At 57.7% G+C, this 18,467-nt stretch carries 13 protein-coding genes; 2 read left to right on the forward strand and 11 right to left on the reverse strand.

The annotated features are described in order from the left end of the window. Positions 1-12: 12 nt before the first annotated feature. The 7 genes from ABEV74_RS02970 to ABEV74_RS03000 form a co-directional block, all read right to left on the reverse strand. A complete protein-coding gene (locus tag ABEV74_RS02970) occupies positions 13-1,212 on the reverse strand; it encodes a trans-sulfuration enzyme family protein (RefSeq protein ID WP_213528544.1) in 1,200 nt (399 codons plus the stop codon). Further along, complete coding sequence (locus ABEV74_RS02975; protein ID WP_430143336.1) at positions 1,209-2,036, reverse strand: carbohydrate ABC transporter permease; 828 nt, start codon at positions 2,034-2,036, stop codon at positions 1,209-1,211. Before ABEV74_RS02975 ends, ABEV74_RS02970 begins: the two co-directional genes overlap by 4 nt. Positions 2,037-2,039: 3 nt before the next feature. Beyond that, positions 2,040-2,921: a carbohydrate ABC transporter permease gene (locus ABEV74_RS02980; RefSeq protein WP_082655145.1), complete on the reverse strand. Its 882-nt coding sequence runs from the start codon at positions 2,919-2,921 to the stop codon at positions 2,040-2,042. A 61-nt stretch (positions 2,922-2,982) separates the two neighbouring features. Further along, positions 2,983-4,332, reverse strand: a complete 1,350-nt coding sequence (locus ABEV74_RS02985) for an ABC transporter substrate-binding protein (protein WP_062492118.1) — start codon at positions 4,330-4,332, stop codon at positions 2,983-2,985. A 134-nt stretch (positions 4,333-4,466) separates the two neighbouring features. Beyond that, positions 4,467-5,156: a FadR/GntR family transcriptional regulator gene (locus ABEV74_RS02990; protein ID WP_062492116.1), complete on the reverse strand. Its 690-nt coding sequence runs from the start codon at positions 5,154-5,156 to the stop codon at positions 4,467-4,469. 144 nt (positions 5,157-5,300) lie between these two features. Continuing rightward, positions 5,301-6,212, reverse strand: a complete 912-nt coding sequence (locus ABEV74_RS02995; RefSeq protein ID WP_430143339.1) for a Gfo/Idh/MocA family protein — start codon at positions 6,210-6,212, stop codon at positions 5,301-5,303. 222 nt (positions 6,213-6,434) lie between these two features. Further along, positions 6,435-11,099, reverse strand: a complete 4,665-nt coding sequence (locus tag ABEV74_RS03000) for an Ig-like domain-containing protein (protein WP_430143341.1) — start codon at positions 11,097-11,099, stop codon at positions 6,435-6,437. A gap of 594 nt (positions 11,100-11,693) precedes the next feature. On the opposite strand from ABEV74_RS03000, the gene ABEV74_RS03005 reads away from it, so the two are divergent. Further along, positions 11,694-11,858 (forward strand): hypothetical protein, encoded by a 165-nt coding sequence (locus ABEV74_RS03005; RefSeq protein ID WP_162492428.1) that lies wholly within the window; start codon positions 11,694-11,696, stop codon positions 11,856-11,858. Positions 11,859-11,921: 63 nt separating this feature from the next. On the opposite strand, the gene ABEV74_RS03010 is transcribed toward ABEV74_RS03005, so the two are convergent. After that, on the reverse strand, positions 11,922-13,187 hold the full coding sequence (locus ABEV74_RS03010; protein ID WP_430143481.1) for a DegT/DnrJ/EryC1/StrS family aminotransferase: 1,266 nt from the start codon (positions 13,185-13,187) through the stop codon (positions 11,922-11,924). Between the two features lie 236 nt (positions 13,188-13,423). Between ABEV74_RS03010 and ABEV74_RS03015 the strand changes: the two genes are divergently transcribed. Further along, a complete protein-coding gene (locus ABEV74_RS03015; protein WP_430143343.1) occupies positions 13,424-14,806 on the forward strand; it encodes an extracellular solute-binding protein in 1,383 nt (460 codons plus the stop codon). 22 nt (positions 14,807-14,828) lie between these two features. Here the strand turns inward: ABEV74_RS03015 and ABEV74_RS03020 are convergent, their stop codons facing one another. The 3 genes from ABEV74_RS03020 to ABEV74_RS03030 form a co-directional block, all read right to left on the reverse strand. Next, positions 14,829-15,719 carry a carbohydrate ABC transporter permease gene (locus ABEV74_RS03020; protein ID WP_430143345.1) on the reverse strand — a complete coding sequence of 297 codons (891 nt, stop codon included), beginning with the start codon at positions 15,717-15,719 and terminating at the stop codon, positions 14,829-14,831. Between the two features lie 14 nt (positions 15,720-15,733). Continuing rightward, on the reverse strand, positions 15,734-16,690 hold the full coding sequence (locus ABEV74_RS03025; RefSeq protein ID WP_430143347.1) for an ABC transporter permease: 957 nt from the start codon (positions 16,688-16,690) through the stop codon (positions 15,734-15,736). A gap of 70 nt (positions 16,691-16,760) precedes the next feature. Continuing rightward, the gene (locus ABEV74_RS03030; protein ID WP_430143349.1) at positions 16,761-18,395 is read right to left on the reverse strand and encodes an extracellular solute-binding protein; all 1,635 of its coding nucleotides are present in this window, start codon (positions 18,393-18,395) and stop codon (positions 16,761-16,763) included. Positions 18,396-18,467: the final 72 nt, after the last annotated feature.

An 18,467-nucleotide genomic window follows, 5' to 3' on the forward strand; every position in this document is an offset into this window, starting at 1 on the left:
ACCGGAAAACGGCTATTCATCCTGCAGCGATGCCCACGCGTCGTCCAGATCGCGGATCAGGTCATCGGGATTTTCGAGGCCGACGAAGAAACGCACGAAATTCCGCATCTCGCCGGACCGGACCGGCAGCCGGTGAACGGTAACGAGGCTTTCGAATCCTCCCCAGCTGACCCCGATCTTGAAGTAGCGCAGCCGCGTCGCCCATTCTTTCAGCTTGTCCAGCGGCTCGTCGGATTGGATGGAGAACAGGCTGCCGAAGCCGCTCATCTGCCGCAGCGCCAGCTCATGCTGCGGATGCTCCGGCAGGCCGGGATGATTCACCTGGCGGACGTAAGGGCGGCCGCTCAGGTGGCGGGCCACCTTCAACCCGCTGCTCTGATGCCGCTCCATCCGCAGCGGAAGCGTGCGCAGCCCGCGCATCACCGTCGCCGCCGTCTGGGCGGTCATAATGCCGCCGAGCAGCATATATTCCGAGCGGATCAAGCTTTCCATCAGCCGATTCGGGCCGATGACGACGCCGCCGACGCAATCGCTGTGCCCGGAAATATATTTCGTAATCGAGTGAACGACGAGATCGATGCCGAGCCGGAGCGGCTGCTGATAGACGGGCGTCGCCCAGGTGTTGTCGATAATCGTCACCGCGCCGATGCTTCTGGCGAAGGCGCCGACCGCCGCCAAATCCTGCAGCTCGAACTGCAGCGACGTCGGGCTTTCCAGATAGAGCAGCTTCGTATTCGGGCGGGCTTCCGCCTTCCATGCTTCCAGCGAGGAGCCGTCCACGAACGTCGTCTCGACGCCGAACCGCTTCAAATAATTGCCCATAAACTCCCGGGCCGGGCCGTACGCCTGGTTCGAGCATAAAATGTGATCGCCCTGCCCGACGACCGACAAGACGGCCGCCGATATGGCCGCCATGCCGGAGCCGAAGCATTTTGCCCGCTCCCCGCCTTCCAGCTCGGCCAGCTTTCGTTCCAAATATTCGACGGTCGGATTGTTGCCTCGCGAATAGACGTGAAACTGCCCGTTCTCGTCCTGGATCGCCTGCTCGAATTGGGCATAGCTCTCGAAGGCGAACAGGCTGTTCTGGTAGACGGGCATCGAAACCGCGCCGTAATGCCGGGTATCCAGCGGATCGTAGGCGATCTTCGTATAGGCCGACTCCGGTTCCGGCGCATCGTTCACGCCGCCGCTTTTCCTGTTGTGACTTGTCATCCTTTCTCCGCTCCTTGTGTAAGTCCTTCTACGATAAATCGCTGAGCCACGGCAAACAGCACGACCGTCGGAATGACGGACAATACCGTGCCCGCCGACATGGCGCCCCAGTCCACGTCAAACTTTTGCACGAACGAGTTCATCGCCACCGGCAGCGTCTTGAGCGGCTCGTCGTCAATGAACATGACCGCCAAGAACAGCTCGTTCCAGTTTTGGACGAACGCGAAAATAAAGGTGGAGGCGATCCCCGGCAGCATAACCGGTATAATGACCCGGAACAGCGCCGAAATTCGGGAACAGCCGTCCATCATGGCCGCTTCCTCCAGGCTCGAAGGGATGCGCTGAAAAAAACCTCTGAGCAAAATGGTGGAGAACGGGATCATAATGACCGTATACATCAGAATGAGCGAAAACCGGTTATTGATCAGATTCATGCTGGACATCATCATATAAAGCGAGCTCAGCGAAATAAACCCGGGCAGCATCTGCGTCGCAAAAAAGCCGAGCATAATTTGCCCATGCCCGCGGAACCGGTAGCGCGCCATGACATAAGCGCTGAATACCGCAATGACGATCACGATGAGGGACGCCACAATCGAAATCATGAGACTGTTGCCGATATAAATGTGAAACTTGGATATCCGAAAAATGCTCTCGTAATTTTCAAAAGAGATGCGTTCAGGCCAGTACCGGATCGGATAGGTAAAAATGTCTTTTTGCGGCTTGAGCGACGTAATGGTGATCCAATAAAGCGGAAATACCATCACGACCAGAAAAACCGCGAGAAACACGATTTTGAAAGCGGGAAGAACGAAGCGCTTCATCTGTTAAAAATCCCCCACTTTCTCGGCTTTCGTTACCGTCAGGTAAAAAATCGTATAAAGCAGCAAAATGGCGATCATAATGACGCCGACAGCCGCCGCCCCGCTGTAATCGCCGCCGTATATGATTTTGTCCAGCATGAAAGAGGACAAAATATGCGTACGGCCGGCAGGCCCGCCGTTCGTCAAACCGTAAATAATCGTCGGATCGTTAAAAATCCAGATCGCGCGCAGCAGCGTGGTCGCAATGATCGTCGGCATAATATACGGCAGCGTCACGTTCAGCAGCTTGCGCACGCCTCCCGCGCCGTCGATATCGGCCGCTTCGTACAGATCGGCAGGCACCGACTGCAGCGCGGCCAGCAGCATGATGGCAAAGAAGGCAATGCCATACCATATATTCGCTACGATGACCGAGAACATCGCCCACTTCGGATCGGACAGAAAGCCGATCCGCTCTTCGATCAGGCCGATCCTAAGCAGAAGATCGTTGATCACGCCGATCTGGGAATTGAACATCCATTTCCAGATCAGGCCGATCAGAAAACCGGACAGCGCCCAGGAGTAGAATACGAAACCCTGATAAACGCCCCGTCCCCGGAACGGCTTGCGCAGCAGCAACGCGAGCGTCAGACCGATCACGAACTGGCAGACGAGCGAGAAAAATACCCATAAGGCGCTGTTCTTCAGCGCGGACATAAATTTCGGATCGTTGAAAGCCTTCTCGAAGTTTTGAAGGCCGACGAACTCGATATTGCGCATGTCGAAAATTTGCACATTCTGGAACGCCATGACGACGCCCCGGAAAAACGGATAATACGTAAAAACGAGCACCAGCAGAAGCGCCGGAAGCAAGCTGCCGATTATGAATATGCGCCGATTGTTCACCCTGCATCGCCTCCGAAAAGAAATGACGATGGGCGCCCGCGGGCACCCATCCGATCATTCATCACTTGTTCATTTTCGCCTTTTCTTCTTCCCAATAAGCGCTCCAATCGGCCAACATTTCGTCGATCGTCTTCGCGTTCATCAGCATCGCCTGCTGGCTTTCCATGCTGACCTGGCTCCATTGGCCCGTACCCGGGTATTGATACGGCGGCTTGTAGTTCAGGAAGATATCCGGCTTGTCGGTCATCTCGAGCAGCGTCTTGTACGGTCCGCTCTGGAAGTATTCGTCTTCCGCCGCCGTGGAGTGGATCGGCACCATGCCGAAATCTTTCGAGAACTGCGTATTCCGCGGCTCCGAAGACAGGAACTCGATCAACTTCCAGGCCGCTTCCTTATGCTCGGAATGAGCGGCGATACCCCAGCCTGCGCCGCCTGCGGCGATCAGCGCTTTCCCGCTCGGTCCGAGAGGCATCGGAGCGGTCGCCCATGTCCCCTCTTCCATCTTCTCCGTCAACACTTGAATGACGTCGGGATCCTGCAGCAAGAATGCGGTTACACCGGATGTAAAGGCTTGCACTTGCTCCTGGAATCCCCAGTTGATCGAATCCGGCGGCGACGTTTCTTTATAGATTTTCAAATAGAGCTCCATCGCCTGCTTGGCTTCCGGCGAAGAGTAGATCGTCGAGCCGTCTTTCAAAAATTGGGCGTCCTCCAGGTTGACCTTATCGCCGTTGTAGGCCAGCACCATCGCATCGGTTACGCCTTGCGAGCCCGGGCCGCCGCGGAAGGAGAAGCCGAACCGGTTGTTTGCGGGGTCCGTCAGCTGCTTGCCGATCTCGTACAGCTCCTCGTACGTCGTCGGTACTTTCAGCCCTTTCTCATCCAGCCAATCTTTACGATAGAACAATTGTCGTTGATACAGTCCGTTTGGTATGAAATAAAGCTTGTCCTTGATCATCCCGACCGACTTGGAAACGTTGCTCAGCGTATCGAACTCGCTCCAGCCCGACGTAAAGCTGTCCAGCGGCTCGATATACCCGTTGTTTACAAATTCGGCGACGGTCAGATCCCTGACCTCCAGTACGTCGACATCCTCTTTGGCGGACAGCATTTGGCGGATTTTATTGTCCGCCTGATCGAACGGCGGCGAAATCAGCTCCACCTTGATGTTCGGATTTTCCGCCTGGAAATCGTCCAGCATTTTCTGAATGAGAGCCGTACGATTCGGGCTTGTCAGGCTTTCGACCACGCGCAGCTTGATTTGCTCGTCCCCGCTTCCGCCTGAGGACGATCCGTCGCCCGAGCCGCCGCCCGTTCCCCCTTCGTTACCGCCGCACCCTGCCAACAGACCGGCCAATAGCGAAGCGGCGACAAGCAGACCTTTCCCCTTTGTCAACCATTCTCTCTTCATAGTCAATTCGGCCTCCTCCAATCGGTGTCTTGCTGCCTTCCTTTCACACTATCTAACTATCATGCTGTCTGATAGGTAGATTATAGAAGGGACTACGGCCATGTGTCAACCGTTTTGTTGTCGGCCTTTTGCGATTATTCCGGCGTATATTTGCGAATCAGACTTTCCACGCTGTCCATCAGTTTGTGAAATTCGGTCATCGCCCGATCGACGTCATGGGCGGCTATTCCTTCGAACATCGTAAAGTGATACGGGTACGTTTCGTCAAACAACCGCTTCTCGCCGAGCGGTTCGTTGAAAAACCGTTCGTACATCCCGGAGACCGAGGTCAGCACGCTTTCCAGCACCGGATTGCCGGCCGCCTTGATGACGAGCATATGAAACATGAAATCGATCTTCGACGTATCCTTGCCGTTCTCTTTCAGCCTCTTGTATTCTTTCAGGCATTGCTCGATCTCTTTCACCTGTCCCGGCGTAATGCGCTTTGCTGCCAGTTCGACCGCCTTGCCCTCCAATGCGCGCCGGACATCGAGAGCGGCGAGCAAATACCGCCGTTCATGCTCGACCCTGATCGTGCCGCTGAACCGGAAAGCGTCGATGGCATCGCGCACGAAGACGCCCTTGCCGTTCTCCACCCGCACGATCCCTATCGCCTCCAGGTAGCGGAGCGCTTCCCTCAACGAGGAACGTCCGACGCCGAACAATTCGGTCATCTCCGCCACGGAAGGCAGCCTGTCTCCTTCCTTCAAACGATGCTCCCGGATAAAATTTTGAATTTCTTGGGCAACCAGCTCATGGACATGCTGCTTCCGGATTTTTGGCATACTCGGCTCCATCCTCCTCTCGGTCAGCAGAATCATATTGGATTTTACAAGACGTGTCAAGTTGTTTCATAGACGCCGGAGGCGCTATAGAGCCGGTCCGCGCGAACCGGCGATGACGCCCGGCATGCTTTCGAGCCGGCCGTATTACAGCGCGACGGCCGATCCGGAAGCCCGGCTTTCATTCGCCGCTTCGAGGAAGCGGATCACTTCGACCGAGTGCGTCATCGGCACCGCCGGCACGCCTGTCTGGAACAGGCCGAACACCCGCTCCAGCAGACTCGCGTAGAACGGCTTCGCGCCCGCGCTCACCTCGGCGAAAGCGCTATTGCGCTCGCGGTGAATAACGGCCGAGAAAGGATGATAGCTTGCGCTGCTGCCGCGGACGGTGCCGATTCGGCCATCCTTCCATACGCCGACGATCATCTCCTGATCGCCGGCGCTGAAAGCGGTGACGCAGCCGCAGCCCGGGCCCAGCGCGGCAAACAGCATTTCCGCCGCATGAATGCCGTACCAGAAATAGCCGCCCTGCGTCGGCTCGATGATGATCGGGCCGCAGCAATCGGCGCCGGTTATCTCGCCGTCCCGCTCGTCATCCAGCTTCTCCCGCAGCGCCTCGGCGAACCGCAGCGCCGAAGCCGTCATGACCGGGACGCCGTACCGCTCGGCCAGCGCCGCGATCGCCTTCGCATCTTCCGTATTCGTCGCCAGCGGCTTGTCGATGAATACCGGCTTGCCGAACGGCGCGATCCGCCCGAACAGGCTGCGGTGCGCGCGCCCGTCGGCGGCCAGCAGCAAGATGGCGTCGCAGCTTTCCGCCACTTGCTCCGGCTCGGCGAGAATCCGCACGCCGAATTCGTTTTGCAGCCGCGCGGCAAAGCCTTCCACCCGGGATATGCTCAGCTCGAAGTCGGGCGACCCGCCTTTATAGGCGGCGACAATCCGTCCGCCCGGCAGATGCCAGGCATGATTCCGGTCGTTCAGCAGCTCCGCAAACGCAACGCTGTGGGAAGTATCCGTTCCGATAATGCCGATGTTCAGTTCGTTCGATTCGTCCATTTGTCCATCCCTTCCTTGTTCGCGATGTCGCCTTTCGTGTAATGCCATTGTACTCGAATCCGGTTTAAAGTCATCTTTCGGACAATTTAAAGACGAGGAGGTCCGCATGCCTCGGCAACTATGCCGCAAAAAAAAGAGAACCGGGAATTGTCCCGGTCCGTTATAAGTCTATATAAGTCTTTCGACCCATCATTTAGAAAACCTATTCGCTTGCCTATGCGATTACTTCTTCGGCTTCGGTCCGTTGCCGTTCTTCTTCACCACCTCAACTACCAGCACATTGGAGCGCACCGTCTTGTTGCGATACGTCATTTCCGCCCATATTTCCGCAGTCCTGGTCTTTTGCGTCACCAGCACGCCGTCCTTGACGTCGGCGATTTTCGGGTCAGTCGTAGCGTAACGGACCTCCACCTGCGACATGTCGATCGGCTCGCCGGAATTCAAGTAGGCTTGCGCCTCCAGCGGCACCCGATCCTTGCGCTTGATCTCCTCCCGGTCGTAGCCGATGACAGCCCGCTCGATTTCATATTTCGGACCGTAAACGGCCGTCTCCGCGATGCTGTTCCACAAGTTCAGATTGTTGCCGAAGCCGTTGACGCGCACGTACCGGGCCGGAACCGGTGTGAACGGATACAGCTCATGCTCCGTCGTCCGGCCCGAGCTGATGCCGTCGTATGCCCGTTCCCACTGCTCCCCGTCGACGGACACCTCGATATTGAAAAAGCTAAATCTCGTATTGCCGCTGTACCACGCCAGGCTCAGCGCGGATACGTCCCGCATTTCGCCGAGATCGTACTTTATCCACTGCTCGCCGTATGCCGACCATCTGGTGCCCATGTTGCCGTCAATCGTATTTTCCGGCACATTGCCGTCATGGCCGCTGGCCGCAACCGCCGCCACCGGCCAGACGGGCCGGTCTACCGGCAAGCCGTATTCCGGCGGATGAGCGAACGATACGTAGTAGACGGCGGCAGCTTTCATCCCCGCCGGGTCGGACACTTCGATCCGCGCCGTGCCGGGAATAGACTCCGCTTGCCGGACATTCACGAGCAGCCCGTCTTCCGCCGCGGCCGCCGTGACGACAGGCGGCGCCGCTTTATCGGCCGGAACTTCAACCTCGTACCCGTAGCGGTCCGGTTCGAACGCCGCAAGCGGCTCGCCGTCCAGCGCAATGCTGCCGAGCCGGGCCAGCTCGCCTCCGGCTACCGCCCACTGCGCGAGCGGCAACGGCGCCGGCGCCTGCTGCGGCAGCGGCTCGCCCGGCATAAGCGGAACCATCCAGACGCTGATCGTGCCGCGCAGCATATCGTCCATATGGATCGTCAATTTTTTTACGCCGAGATTGGGCGTCTGCCCGGAAGGCTGCGGCGACGACGCGAGCGGCTCGGCCGGCATAACGGTGAAGCGCGCTTCGCCGGGCGTCAAGATTTGCACCCACAGCCGTTTGTCGCCCTGCCGCAATACCGCCGTGCGTCCCGACTCGCCGATTTGAATGTCGGCCCGCGTATGCATAAACCAGTACAATTCCGAAGGCACCTTCATTTCGATCTCGTCCTGCACGATCAGCTGCCGGCGATGGTCGATCAGCGCCACTCCCCTTTGCACCGACGCCGCATCGTTCCGATAGGCGGGCGTCATATCCGCGATCGCGAACGACCCTTGCGGAAGATCGAACTGCTTGCGCACGATGTCCGATACCGCCTCCGCCTTCTGGTCCGGGCCGGAAGAAGGATTGATGACGAGCGTATTATGACCTTCGGCCCGTTTGCGGTAATACTCCCATCGTTTTCCGTTTTCGCCCATTTCCCAATAACCGGGCAAATTGTAGTCCTCTTTGCCCAGATCTTCGGCCCAGCGCACGCCAAGCGCGTCGAAGACGAACGAGCCCGTATCGAGGTCGCCGTGCGGCGCCCCGTTCACGCCGCCTTTGAACCCGACGAACAGCGCATGGCTGTCGTTCCAATGGCTGCGCATCGTCACCGCCTTCGGCCGGTCGAAGTATTGATCCGGCTGATCGGGAGCGAACGCGCCGTACGTCTCCGGCCGGTACCAGAGCAGATCGTACAGGCCGGCGATGCCGTTGTTGTTCACGGCGAATTGATGGTACCAGGTATACGCCGGTTGGTCGAACCGGTCCGCGAACCACAGGAGCAGACGGCCGGGAACGAGACCGGCATCGTTGTCCGAATAATTGAACGTGCCGCGCGGCCCGGCGATATAGATCGGAAAGCGGGCCGTTTCGTACAGCCCCTCCCGCTGCGAGAAGCCGTAATCGTGGCCGGCCGCCGTCTCCAGCGCGTTCAGGAAATAAACGAGATAGATCGTTCCGTATTCCCAATACCCCGGTCCCTCGATCGCCGAGCCGTCCGGCGCGTATTGCGGCAATCCGTACTGGATCGATTTGAACGCCTCGCGCAAAATGAGGCCGGCGAGCTCCTCCTCTTCGTCCGCAATCGCCAACGCTCCGAGCGCGATCCCGGCGTTGCAGACGAAATTCCAGTTGTCGCGGTTATACACCCACCAGTACGTTTTATCCAGATACATCGGCACGGCGGGGCGCAGCCCTTTGTCCGCAATCGCCGTGCGGACGGTTTCCCGCTGCTGTTCGTTCAGCGTATCGTACAGCCAATCGTAAGCGAGCGCGACACCGTGCGTCATCGTCGCTGTATCGAGATAATGCTGCGGGCTCCAGTCGGGGTAAGCGTCGGACGATATAAATTCCAGTTCGACCCAGGCCCTCTCGGCATACCGTTCGTCCTGCGTGATTTGATAAACGAAAGCGAGCGTCGCCGCCCTTCTTGATGACGTCGCATCGAGACGCAAGCCGTCGGGCTTGTTGTACGCGACAGGCGGCAGCGGCAGGATGGAGTCGGCCTCACGCTTGACGGAATCGAACCAGCCCGCCGCGTGCTCGTCGGTTACGACCAGCTCGCGGATGCGCGCAAAGTCGTCCGCCGTAGCCAGCAGCCGCGGATGCCGGCGATCCGGATGCCGGGTTTTTATTTCCCGGACAATATGTTCGGCGGAAGGCGCGGTATACAAGCGGACGACGGCCGAATCGGTCCCCCCTTCCGGGTCCGTCGCCGTGAACGTAAACGCGTCCGCCCCGACATAGTCCGTCTCCGGCGCATACGTCCACCGGCCGTCGGCGTTCAAGGTCAGCGTGCCGTGCGCCGGCTGCGTTTCCGCCGCGAACGTCAACGGGTCGCCGTCCTGATCCTGCGCCTTCAAGGTGCCGGATACCGGCGTATTGTAATCTGTCGGCTGAATATCGTCTTCCGCCACCGGCGGGTGATTGACGGCATTCACCCGGATCGTCGTCTTGGACAGTCCGTACGACCCCATACCGTCCTCGACGACGACGATGAACGAATCGGTTCCGGTAAAACCTTCGTTCGGGAAATAGGTCCAGAACCCGTCCGGTTCCACATGGACGAGACCGTTGCGGCCGCCGATTCCGATTCGGTACGCGAGCTCGCGGCCGTAATCGGACTGCGCATCGATACGGCCACTGACATATTCGTTCTCATCCGTTTCCTTCTCGTCGTCCGATACCCGGATGCCAGCGGCATTGCCGACGATCACGATGCAGGACGCCGATAATGCTTCGTCCGGCGTCGAGACGGTAATAACCGCGATGCCGTCGCTTAACGCCGTCACGTCGCCGTTTTGAACGGAAGCGACGGACGGATTCGAGCTCGTCCATACGACTTCGCGCACCGATGCGTGTTCCGGAATGAAGCGAACGTCAAAGGTGGCGGTATCCCCGGCATTCATTTCGTATTGCTCGGCGCTCAGTTCCAATCCCTCCAGCGGATACCATGGGACTAAGCTGACCTCGTCAAACCAGGCCGTACCGGTACCCGTTTCCAAAAAGTTCTCGATCTTGACGGAAACAATCGACGGATCGTCGGGAACGCGGATCGTTTTCTCCACCCTCGTCCAGTCGGCCGTCTCCCTCACCGTATCCAAATATTCGAGAGCGCCGACCCGCTGCCCGCCGCTATTATTATATTGCAGACGGGTGACCGCTCCGCCGGTGACGGCTTCCGTCCGGATCCACAGCCCGATTTTGAACGTTTGGCCGAGCTGCTCAGGCTTGAGCGGAACGGTCTGAAAAACCGCCGCTCTGCCTGTCTCCGGGGCCGCGATTTTCAGGGAGGCTTGTCCCGCATAAACACGGTACGTATCCGCAGTTACCGTCGGTTTGCCTGAAGCGATCCACGTCGACCAGTTCAGAATCGAGCCGTTCGAATCCGTCGCTTCGAAGCCGCCGTTGATGACAAGTTCGCCGTCCGCTCCCGGCTCGAGCGGAACGAGCGCGGCGCCGTCGAACCAGGCCGTGCCGGTGCCGGTATCGAAAAAGTTTTCGATCTTGATGCCGGCGATCTGATCGTCGTCGGGGACGAAGATCGACCCTTGTACGAGCGTCCACTCCGCGGTGCCCTGCAATTTTTTCAATTCGATCAACGGACCTTGCCGTGTACCGCTGCCGTTGATCAGAAACATGCGGTTGTATACGCCGGCGCCGCTGTAGCGGTCCGTCCGAATCCATTGGCTGAACAGATAAATCCGGTTTTTCTGTTCTTTCGGAATGACGATATCCTGGTACATCGTCAACCTGGCGGACGTTTCCGCGCTTATTTTCAATGCGCGATCGCCGTCCTTCGCGTTTTGCCCGTCCGTTTCCACGACCGGCGCACCGCTGAACAGATAGCGGTTCCAGCCTAGCGGCAGCTCGCCGTCAAGCTCCTCGAAGCTGCCGTTGCGCAGCAGGTCCGCCGTTTCTCCCGCTTCTCCGGCGATAGCGCCGATCGCTCCTGCGGCCGGGCCGGCGGCAGAGTCGGAGGCGGGCGAGACTGCGGCGCCCGAATCTGCGGCACCCATGTCTGCGGCACCCGTGTCTGCGGCAGGTGATACTTCAGCGCTTGTATCTGCGGCACCCGTGTCTGCGGCAGGTGATACTTCAGCGCTTGTGTCTGCAGCGCCCGTATCTGCGGCGGACTGGGCAGTTGCAGGAGGCACTGCTGCGGCAGACGGCGCATCGGCCGCTGCCGCCGGCGGAAGTGACAGCAGTGGAGTGAGCAGCAAAGAAAACGCTGTCAACACTGCTATTTCCGAAATCCATCTTTTTCGAATCATCATCTCATCCCCTTTCCATCGGTTATCACCCCGATTATATAAGCGGCCGCCCGTTTTCGATACCGTCCGATTTCGTGACGGACAGCCGGCTTTTAACATTCGGCGCTATCCGTTGTTGCGGCGGATTGTCCATTCTTTATATCGCGATCGCGAAGGGAACCGGGAAACACGCAAGCGCCCTGCCGGCCTGTCTGCCGAGCGGGGCGCCTGAAGTTCACCGTCATTTCTTATTCATGCTTCCTTGCCCTGAACCGCAGTTGCAGGCCGCAGGTCGAAGCATATTTCGGTCCGTTCAAGAAACACTAAACCCGATCTTGCGAACGGAAGGAGGTGTCAACATTGGCAAAATCGAAACGACAGCCTTCCAAAGCGGAAGTGCAAACGACCAAGCTGAACAAGCTGCCCGTACCGGATAGCAACGACACGGAATTTTCCGCGGAAGCAGCGGCGGAAGCGTTCGAAAACAACCGCTCCGCCGACCGGTCCCCGCGCTCGTCGGAATAGATTCAAGAGGCCCCGGCGCGCGCCGGCGGAGAGAGCCGAACGCCGGGGCCGGGCGCGAACATCTTATAAACCGAGCGATCGGCCCACTTTGACGATACCGTCCGCAATTTCCCCGGCATCCCGGCTGTCAAGCAGCGGGCTGACCGGCATATAGACCGTCCTCGCCATCAAGTCGACGGCGCGGGGACACATGTCTTCCCGATAGACGACCGGACGGCGGAACGGGAAATCGAACGGAAACCCGGAACGCTCCGCCGTTCTTTGCCGGAACAGCTGCGGCATCATATAGACCGGACGCCCCCCGTACAGCAAATGCGCCGTAATGTTCTCCGCATTCAACGCCTCGATAAAGCGGCCCGCCTGCGCGGCGGAAGGCAGCACCATCCCGAGATTCGAACCGATATCGCCCGCAGGATCGGCAGACCGGCGAAACTTCAGGCCGGGCAGCCCTGCCGCAACGGCCTCGCGAATGGCCGCGCAATTCGCCCGCATCCGCGAGACGATGTCCCCGAGCTTCTTCCATTGCTCGACCAGCACAGCCCCGGTTAATTCGCTCATTCGATAGTTTTGCCCGAGGAAGGCGTGTTCCTCTTCCGGAGATGCGATGCCGTACCGGGCCTGTTCCCGGAACAGCCCTTGATCGTGATAACGAACCGCCCGTTCGAACAGCAGCGGATCGGATGTAACGACGGCTCCGCCTTCGCCGGCCGTCAATATTTTGTTCATCTGGAAGCTGAATACGCCGATATCCCCGATCGTGCCGGCATAGCGGCCTTTGTACGTGGCGCCGCACGACTGCGCGACATCTTCGATCACCCGCAAGCCGTGACGCTTCGCAAACGCCATGATCGGGTCCATATCGACAGGATTGCCGAGTATCGGCACGGCGATGATCGCCTTTACTTCATCGTCCAGCACCCGCTCCAGATCGTCCGGGTCGAGATTCAGGCTGTCGTCGACGTCGGCGAACACCGGAACGGCATGGCTTGCGACGACGGCGCCGGGTGTCGCGAGGAACGTATTGGCGGGGACGATCACTTTGTCACCGTAGCCGATGCCGAGCGCCTTGAGCGCCACGACGAGGGCGGCCGTGCAGGAGGTGACGCCGAGCGCATAAGGAATGCCGAGTTCGGCGCTCATCATCTCCTCCAGCGTCCGAACCGCATGCTGCATGTCGATGCCGTAATACCGGAACGGAGACTGCGCCCGAAGCACCCGGGCCGCACGCTCCGCCTCCTCCGCTCCGATCACCGATGCGCCGGGGTAATTAGGCGGCAGCGGCTTGCTCCGAGCCGCTGCGCCGCCGTCTATCGCCAATTTGCTGTCCATCGCGGTCAAAACATCATCGCCCCTCTCTTCTTAACCAATTAATAAATATATTAGTCAACGAAAGATATTGGTATCATACCTGTATTATATAATCGCGCCGCCGACTTTTCCAGACCCTGTTTCAAGCGTCCGCAGTAAATATTTCCCTCCTGCGTTGTATTGAACTTGTATTTATATTAGCCTTGAATTAAAATACTATGTAGCCCGAGGCAATAAGAAGGAGTATTGTATAGCCTATGAAAAGAGAAAACGAATTCCGCTATTCCAAGCTGGCCAATATTTTACGGGAGCAAATTCTGTCCGGTTATATCAAGCCCGGGCAATTTCTCATGTCCGAGAACGACTTGTGCAGGCATTACGGCATCAGCCGCACGTCGGTCAGAAAATCGCTGGACCAGCTGATGAAGGAAGGATTAATCGTCAAAAAAGTCGGCCAGGGAACGATCGTCTCGCCCGATCTGGTCATACCGAACACCAAAAACAAGGTGCTGCGCATATTCGCGACCTCGCCATCCCATTTTTACGAGCATTGCATGCCGATTATTATCGAGCAGTTCGAGCGGGAGAATCCGAATGTGGAAGTGAAATGTCTGGGCTTCTCCTCCGCCGAATTTTGGGAATCCGTGCAAGCGAGCATGGATCTCGGGCTGCAGCCGGATATTCTGCTCACGACCGACCGGCATTTTGACGAAATCGGATCGGACATCGATTTTATCGATTTGAAAGAGCATCTGGCCGACAGCTACGAGATGCTGTATCCGCGTCTGAAAACCCCGTTTCTGCGGGACGGCAAGCTGAAAGGGGCGATCGCCACTTTCTCGCCCGTATATCTGGCCTACAATCCGCAGCTGTTTCGCAAGCATCAGGTGCCCGAGCCATCGGAGCTGTGGACGACGGAGGAATTTCTCCAGGCCGCGAAGCGCCTGACGATGGATACGAACGGCGATGGCATCGACGACCAGTACGGGCTTACGCTGTCGTCTTCGCTCGGCCGGTGGCCGGTCATCGCCTTGCAGAACGGCGCCGATTTCAAGGCGACAAGCGGAAAAGCTCCTCTGGTCAAAACGTTAAACTTGATTCACGACTTGCTGTACCGTTACCGGGTCGCCACCTTGTCGCCCCGCTCGATGCTGAACTCCGAAGCTTACGTCAAAGGCAAGGCCGCGATGATTATGACCACTTCCATCGAAATGGCCGGATGGAACAATGTCATGCCCGGATTCGAATCGAAGGTCGCCTCCCTTCCCTTTGGCGAGCGCATGGGCACGCTGCTGATCGCAAACGTCTGGATGATCCCTTCCGCCAGCAACGAAACGGAGCTGGCCGTCCGGTTTCTGCAGAAGGCGCTTTCCCCCGAAATCCAGGAAAAGCTCGGCAAGGCGGCAGGATTCATGTCGGCGCTAAGGCCGATCAACGAGAAAACATGGAACAAGTCCATGCTTCAGTCGCTGTACATGAACGAAGACATTACCGAGCACAGCTATTTTCTGTACGAATTGTTCGGCGACTTCAGCCTGGCCGACGATATGGAGAGCGAGATGCAATTGTTCTGGGCCGGCCTGGAATCGGCGGATGAAGTCGCCGACAGGCTGCTGGCGATGATGAGCGAAAGGTCCTGAACCGGCCGCGCGGACCGTCCGTTCATCCCTTGATCGCGCCGAGCAGCATCCCCTTGACGAAATAACGCTGCAAGAACGGATATACGACCAGAACAGGAATGATGGCGACGACTACCGTCGCCATTTTGATCGTTTCCGGCGGCAGCGCGGCGAGCGTCATCGGATTCGCGATGGCCAGCTCCTGGCTGACGTTGGGCGTCTGGATCATGTTCCGCAGGACGACCTGAATCGGATACAGCGACTTGTCGTTCAAGTACATAATGCCCGCGAAGTAGGCGTTCCAATGGCCTACGCCGTAAAACAGGCCCAGCGTCGCCATGATCGGCGTCGACAGCGGCAATACGATTCTGACCCAGGTCTGGATGTCGCCGCAGCCGTCCACCTTGGCGGCCTCCTCCACCTCCGCCGGCAAATTTTCGAAATACGTTTTCATAATCAGCATATTAAATGTGGACACCAGACCGGGGATGATCAAAGCCCATATCGTATTGATCAGGCCGGTCGCCCTCACGACCAGATACAGCGGGATCAGTCCGCCGGAAAACAGCATCGTAAACACGATCGCCATCAGCACCGCATTCCGCCCCGGAACATATTTTTTGGACAGCGGGTAGGCGAGCATCGTCGTCACCAGCAAGTTCAGAAACGTTCCCGCGACCGTGACGGTAACGGTCACTTTCAACGCCTGGGGAACGGTCTTGCTGGAGAAGACGGCGTCGAACGCTTCCCATGTAAACGCGGACGGGAAAATGACGAACCCTCCGTTGCGGAGCACCTCCGAATACGGCGTAATCGACATCACGAATACGAAATAAAGCGGGAACAGCGTCAGCAAACCGAACAGCGCGAGCAGCGTGTAAATCGCGGCGTCCGCGATCCGGTCGGCTTTCGTTTTGTATAATACGCGGGACATGGGGGATCAGCCTCCTACCAGATTCCGGAACCGCCGAATTTTTTGGCAAGCTTGTTCGCGCCGATGACGAGAATGAAGCCGATGACCGATTTGAACAGATTCGTCGCTATGGCGACGCTGAACTCCAATTGTTCGAGCCCCCGCCGAAACACCCAGGTGTCGATAATGTCCCCGACCTCATACACGCGCGCGTTCAGGAAAATGTACACTTGTTCGAATCCCGCATCCAAAATGCTGCCGATTCGCAAAATGAGGAGCAGGATGAACACGTCCCGGATTCCCGGCAGCGTAATATGCCACAGCTGGCGCCAACGGCCCGCCCCGTCCACGACCGCCGCCTCGTAAAGCTCCTGATTGATGGTGGCCAGCGAAGCGAGATAAATGATGGCGCCGAAGCCCGTATTTTTCCAAATATCGGTTGAAATCAGAATCGACCGGAATGTGCCGTTATCCGCCAAAAAGTTGACCGGCGCGCCGCCAAGCTCCCGGATATAATAATTGACGACGCCGGTGTCCTGCGCCAGAAAGGCGACCGCCAGACCGTAGACGATAACCCATGACAAAAAATAAGGGCCGTAAGTGACCGTCTGAATGATCCGCTTGAACCACATCTTGCGAACCTCGTTCAGCATCAGCGCAAGCAGCACATCGGGCAACATATTGAAGACGATCCGATAGACGCTGATGACCAGCGTGTTGCGGATCAGCTTGTAAAAATCCGGCGAGCCGAAGATCGTTTCGAAATGTTTGAACCCGACCCACTCGCTGCCCCATATGCCTTTGCTCAAATTGTAATCTTTAAACGCGATCATCAAGCCGGCCATCGGAACGTAATGGTAAATAAGGTAGTAGAGCAGCCCCGGCACCATCATCAAATAAAACCACCGGTAACGGAACAACGCTTTTCCGAACCGAATGCGGAGCGGGACGGGACCGGCCAGTGCATGCCCGTTTATGCCGTTGCGCTTCATTCGCATACTCCTCTCTGTTGCGGCAACTGCCGATACGGAAGGGAAGTTCCCTCCTTACCGGCAGGAAAGGTTACTTAATGACGCCTGCGGCTTTGATCTGCTCCGTATAGGTGTCGATCATGTCCTGGCCTCCGTACTTGTTCATCAGCTCTTCGTGATATTTGGGCCAATTCGAAGCATCCGGCTCATCGAACAGCACCTTGACCTGGTATTCTTTCATTTTTTTGCGGAAATCCGCCAGATTGAAGCCTGGAGGCGGCGCGACGTTCGTGCCGATCGACGGCAGCAGCTTGTAAGATTGAATCGTTTCCACAATTTTGCGGTCCCGCTCGGTCATCCGTTCGTCGATCAGTTCCAGTCCGAGCGGCTCATGCTCCGGATTGTTTACATAGAAGAAACGGTATACCTGCTGGAAATTCCCCTGCTCGACCACATCGCTCCGGAGCGCTTCGACATGCTGCTGCGTAACGGTGATCGTATTGCCGCTGCGCGAATAATGTTTGCCTTCCTGTCCGTAATTGATGAGCAGGAACCCTTCCTCGCTCGCCATCCAATCCAGAATTTGCACCATCCGTTCGATCTTCTCCGGATTGCTCTCGGCCGTCGCCTTGGCGAACATAAACGGCGCGTCCGGCAAATTTTCCGTCCAGGTGCCCGTTTCGGCAAAGGGATGGAACGGCATCCAGTTCGCTTCCGGAAAAATCGCCTTCGTCTTGTTTTGCAGGCTGAGCGGATCGCTGTCGAAAGCGAACGTCTTGCTCCCTCCGACAATGATGCCGACCTTGCCGCCGACCGCCTTGTCGACATGCTCCTGCCCCTTCATCAGGAACCAGTCCGGATCGACGATGCCTTCGGCCATCGTATCCTTGATTCCTTGAAGGACATGCTGGACGGCGAGGTCGCTCTGCACGTCGACGAGCTTGTTGTCGCGAATCATGAATGCGCCGACCAATCCGTTCTCGATCCAATGCGGAAAGTCATAGGAAACGGAATCGCCGTTTCCGATCGCCGACATGCCGTACGTGTCGTTCCGGTTGTTCCCGTCCGGGTCGTCGAACGTGAAGGCGCGCATCACGTCCATCATTTCTTCAAAATTGGCAGGCACGGGCAAATTCAGACGGTCCAGCCAATCCTGCCGGATATAGTAGGAGCGATATACGTTCCGGGGAAAAATTAAAGGCGCCCGTTCGAATTTCCCTTCCACGGCATAACGCTGCAGCTCCAGCTCGCTGACCCACTTGAAATAGTTGGGCATCGTTTGCGGCGATACGTAAGGCGTCATATCGGCGGTAATGCCGTCGAGGATATACTTCTGGGAGTTGATGCCGGTTGAGACGAACAGATCCGGCACATCGCCGGAAGCGATAAGCATGTTAAGCTTGTTGTCATAGTCGGCGCCGCTTGGCATGTACTGAACATTCAGATCGACATTAAATTTTTGCTCGATCGCCGCCCCGACAAAATCGATGTCTCCTTCGGGCAGGATGGCGTCCGGCGAGGCGGGGACGAACCAGTTCAGCTGCAGCCGGGGAAGTTCCGATTCGGAAGACGTCTCCCCGTCCGAAGTTTCCGTCTGCTGCGAGCCGTTATCCGCTCCGGCCGGATTGTCGCCCGGGTCATTGCTGCCGCCTTTCGAACAGGCGCCGACGATCAGCGCGAAAGCGAGAATGGCGAACGCCATGAGCGTTATGTTCTTCGTTTTCATGGAAATTGACCTCCCTTGATCATGATTTCACTGCACTCCGTTCGTATCCGCCATAAAAAACCCTCACCTCCC

Source organism: Paenibacillus cisolokensis (genome assembly GCF_050481165.1).
Classification (GTDB): Bacteria; Bacillota; Bacilli; order Paenibacillales; family Paenibacillaceae; genus Paenibacillus_AH; species Paenibacillus_AH cisolokensis.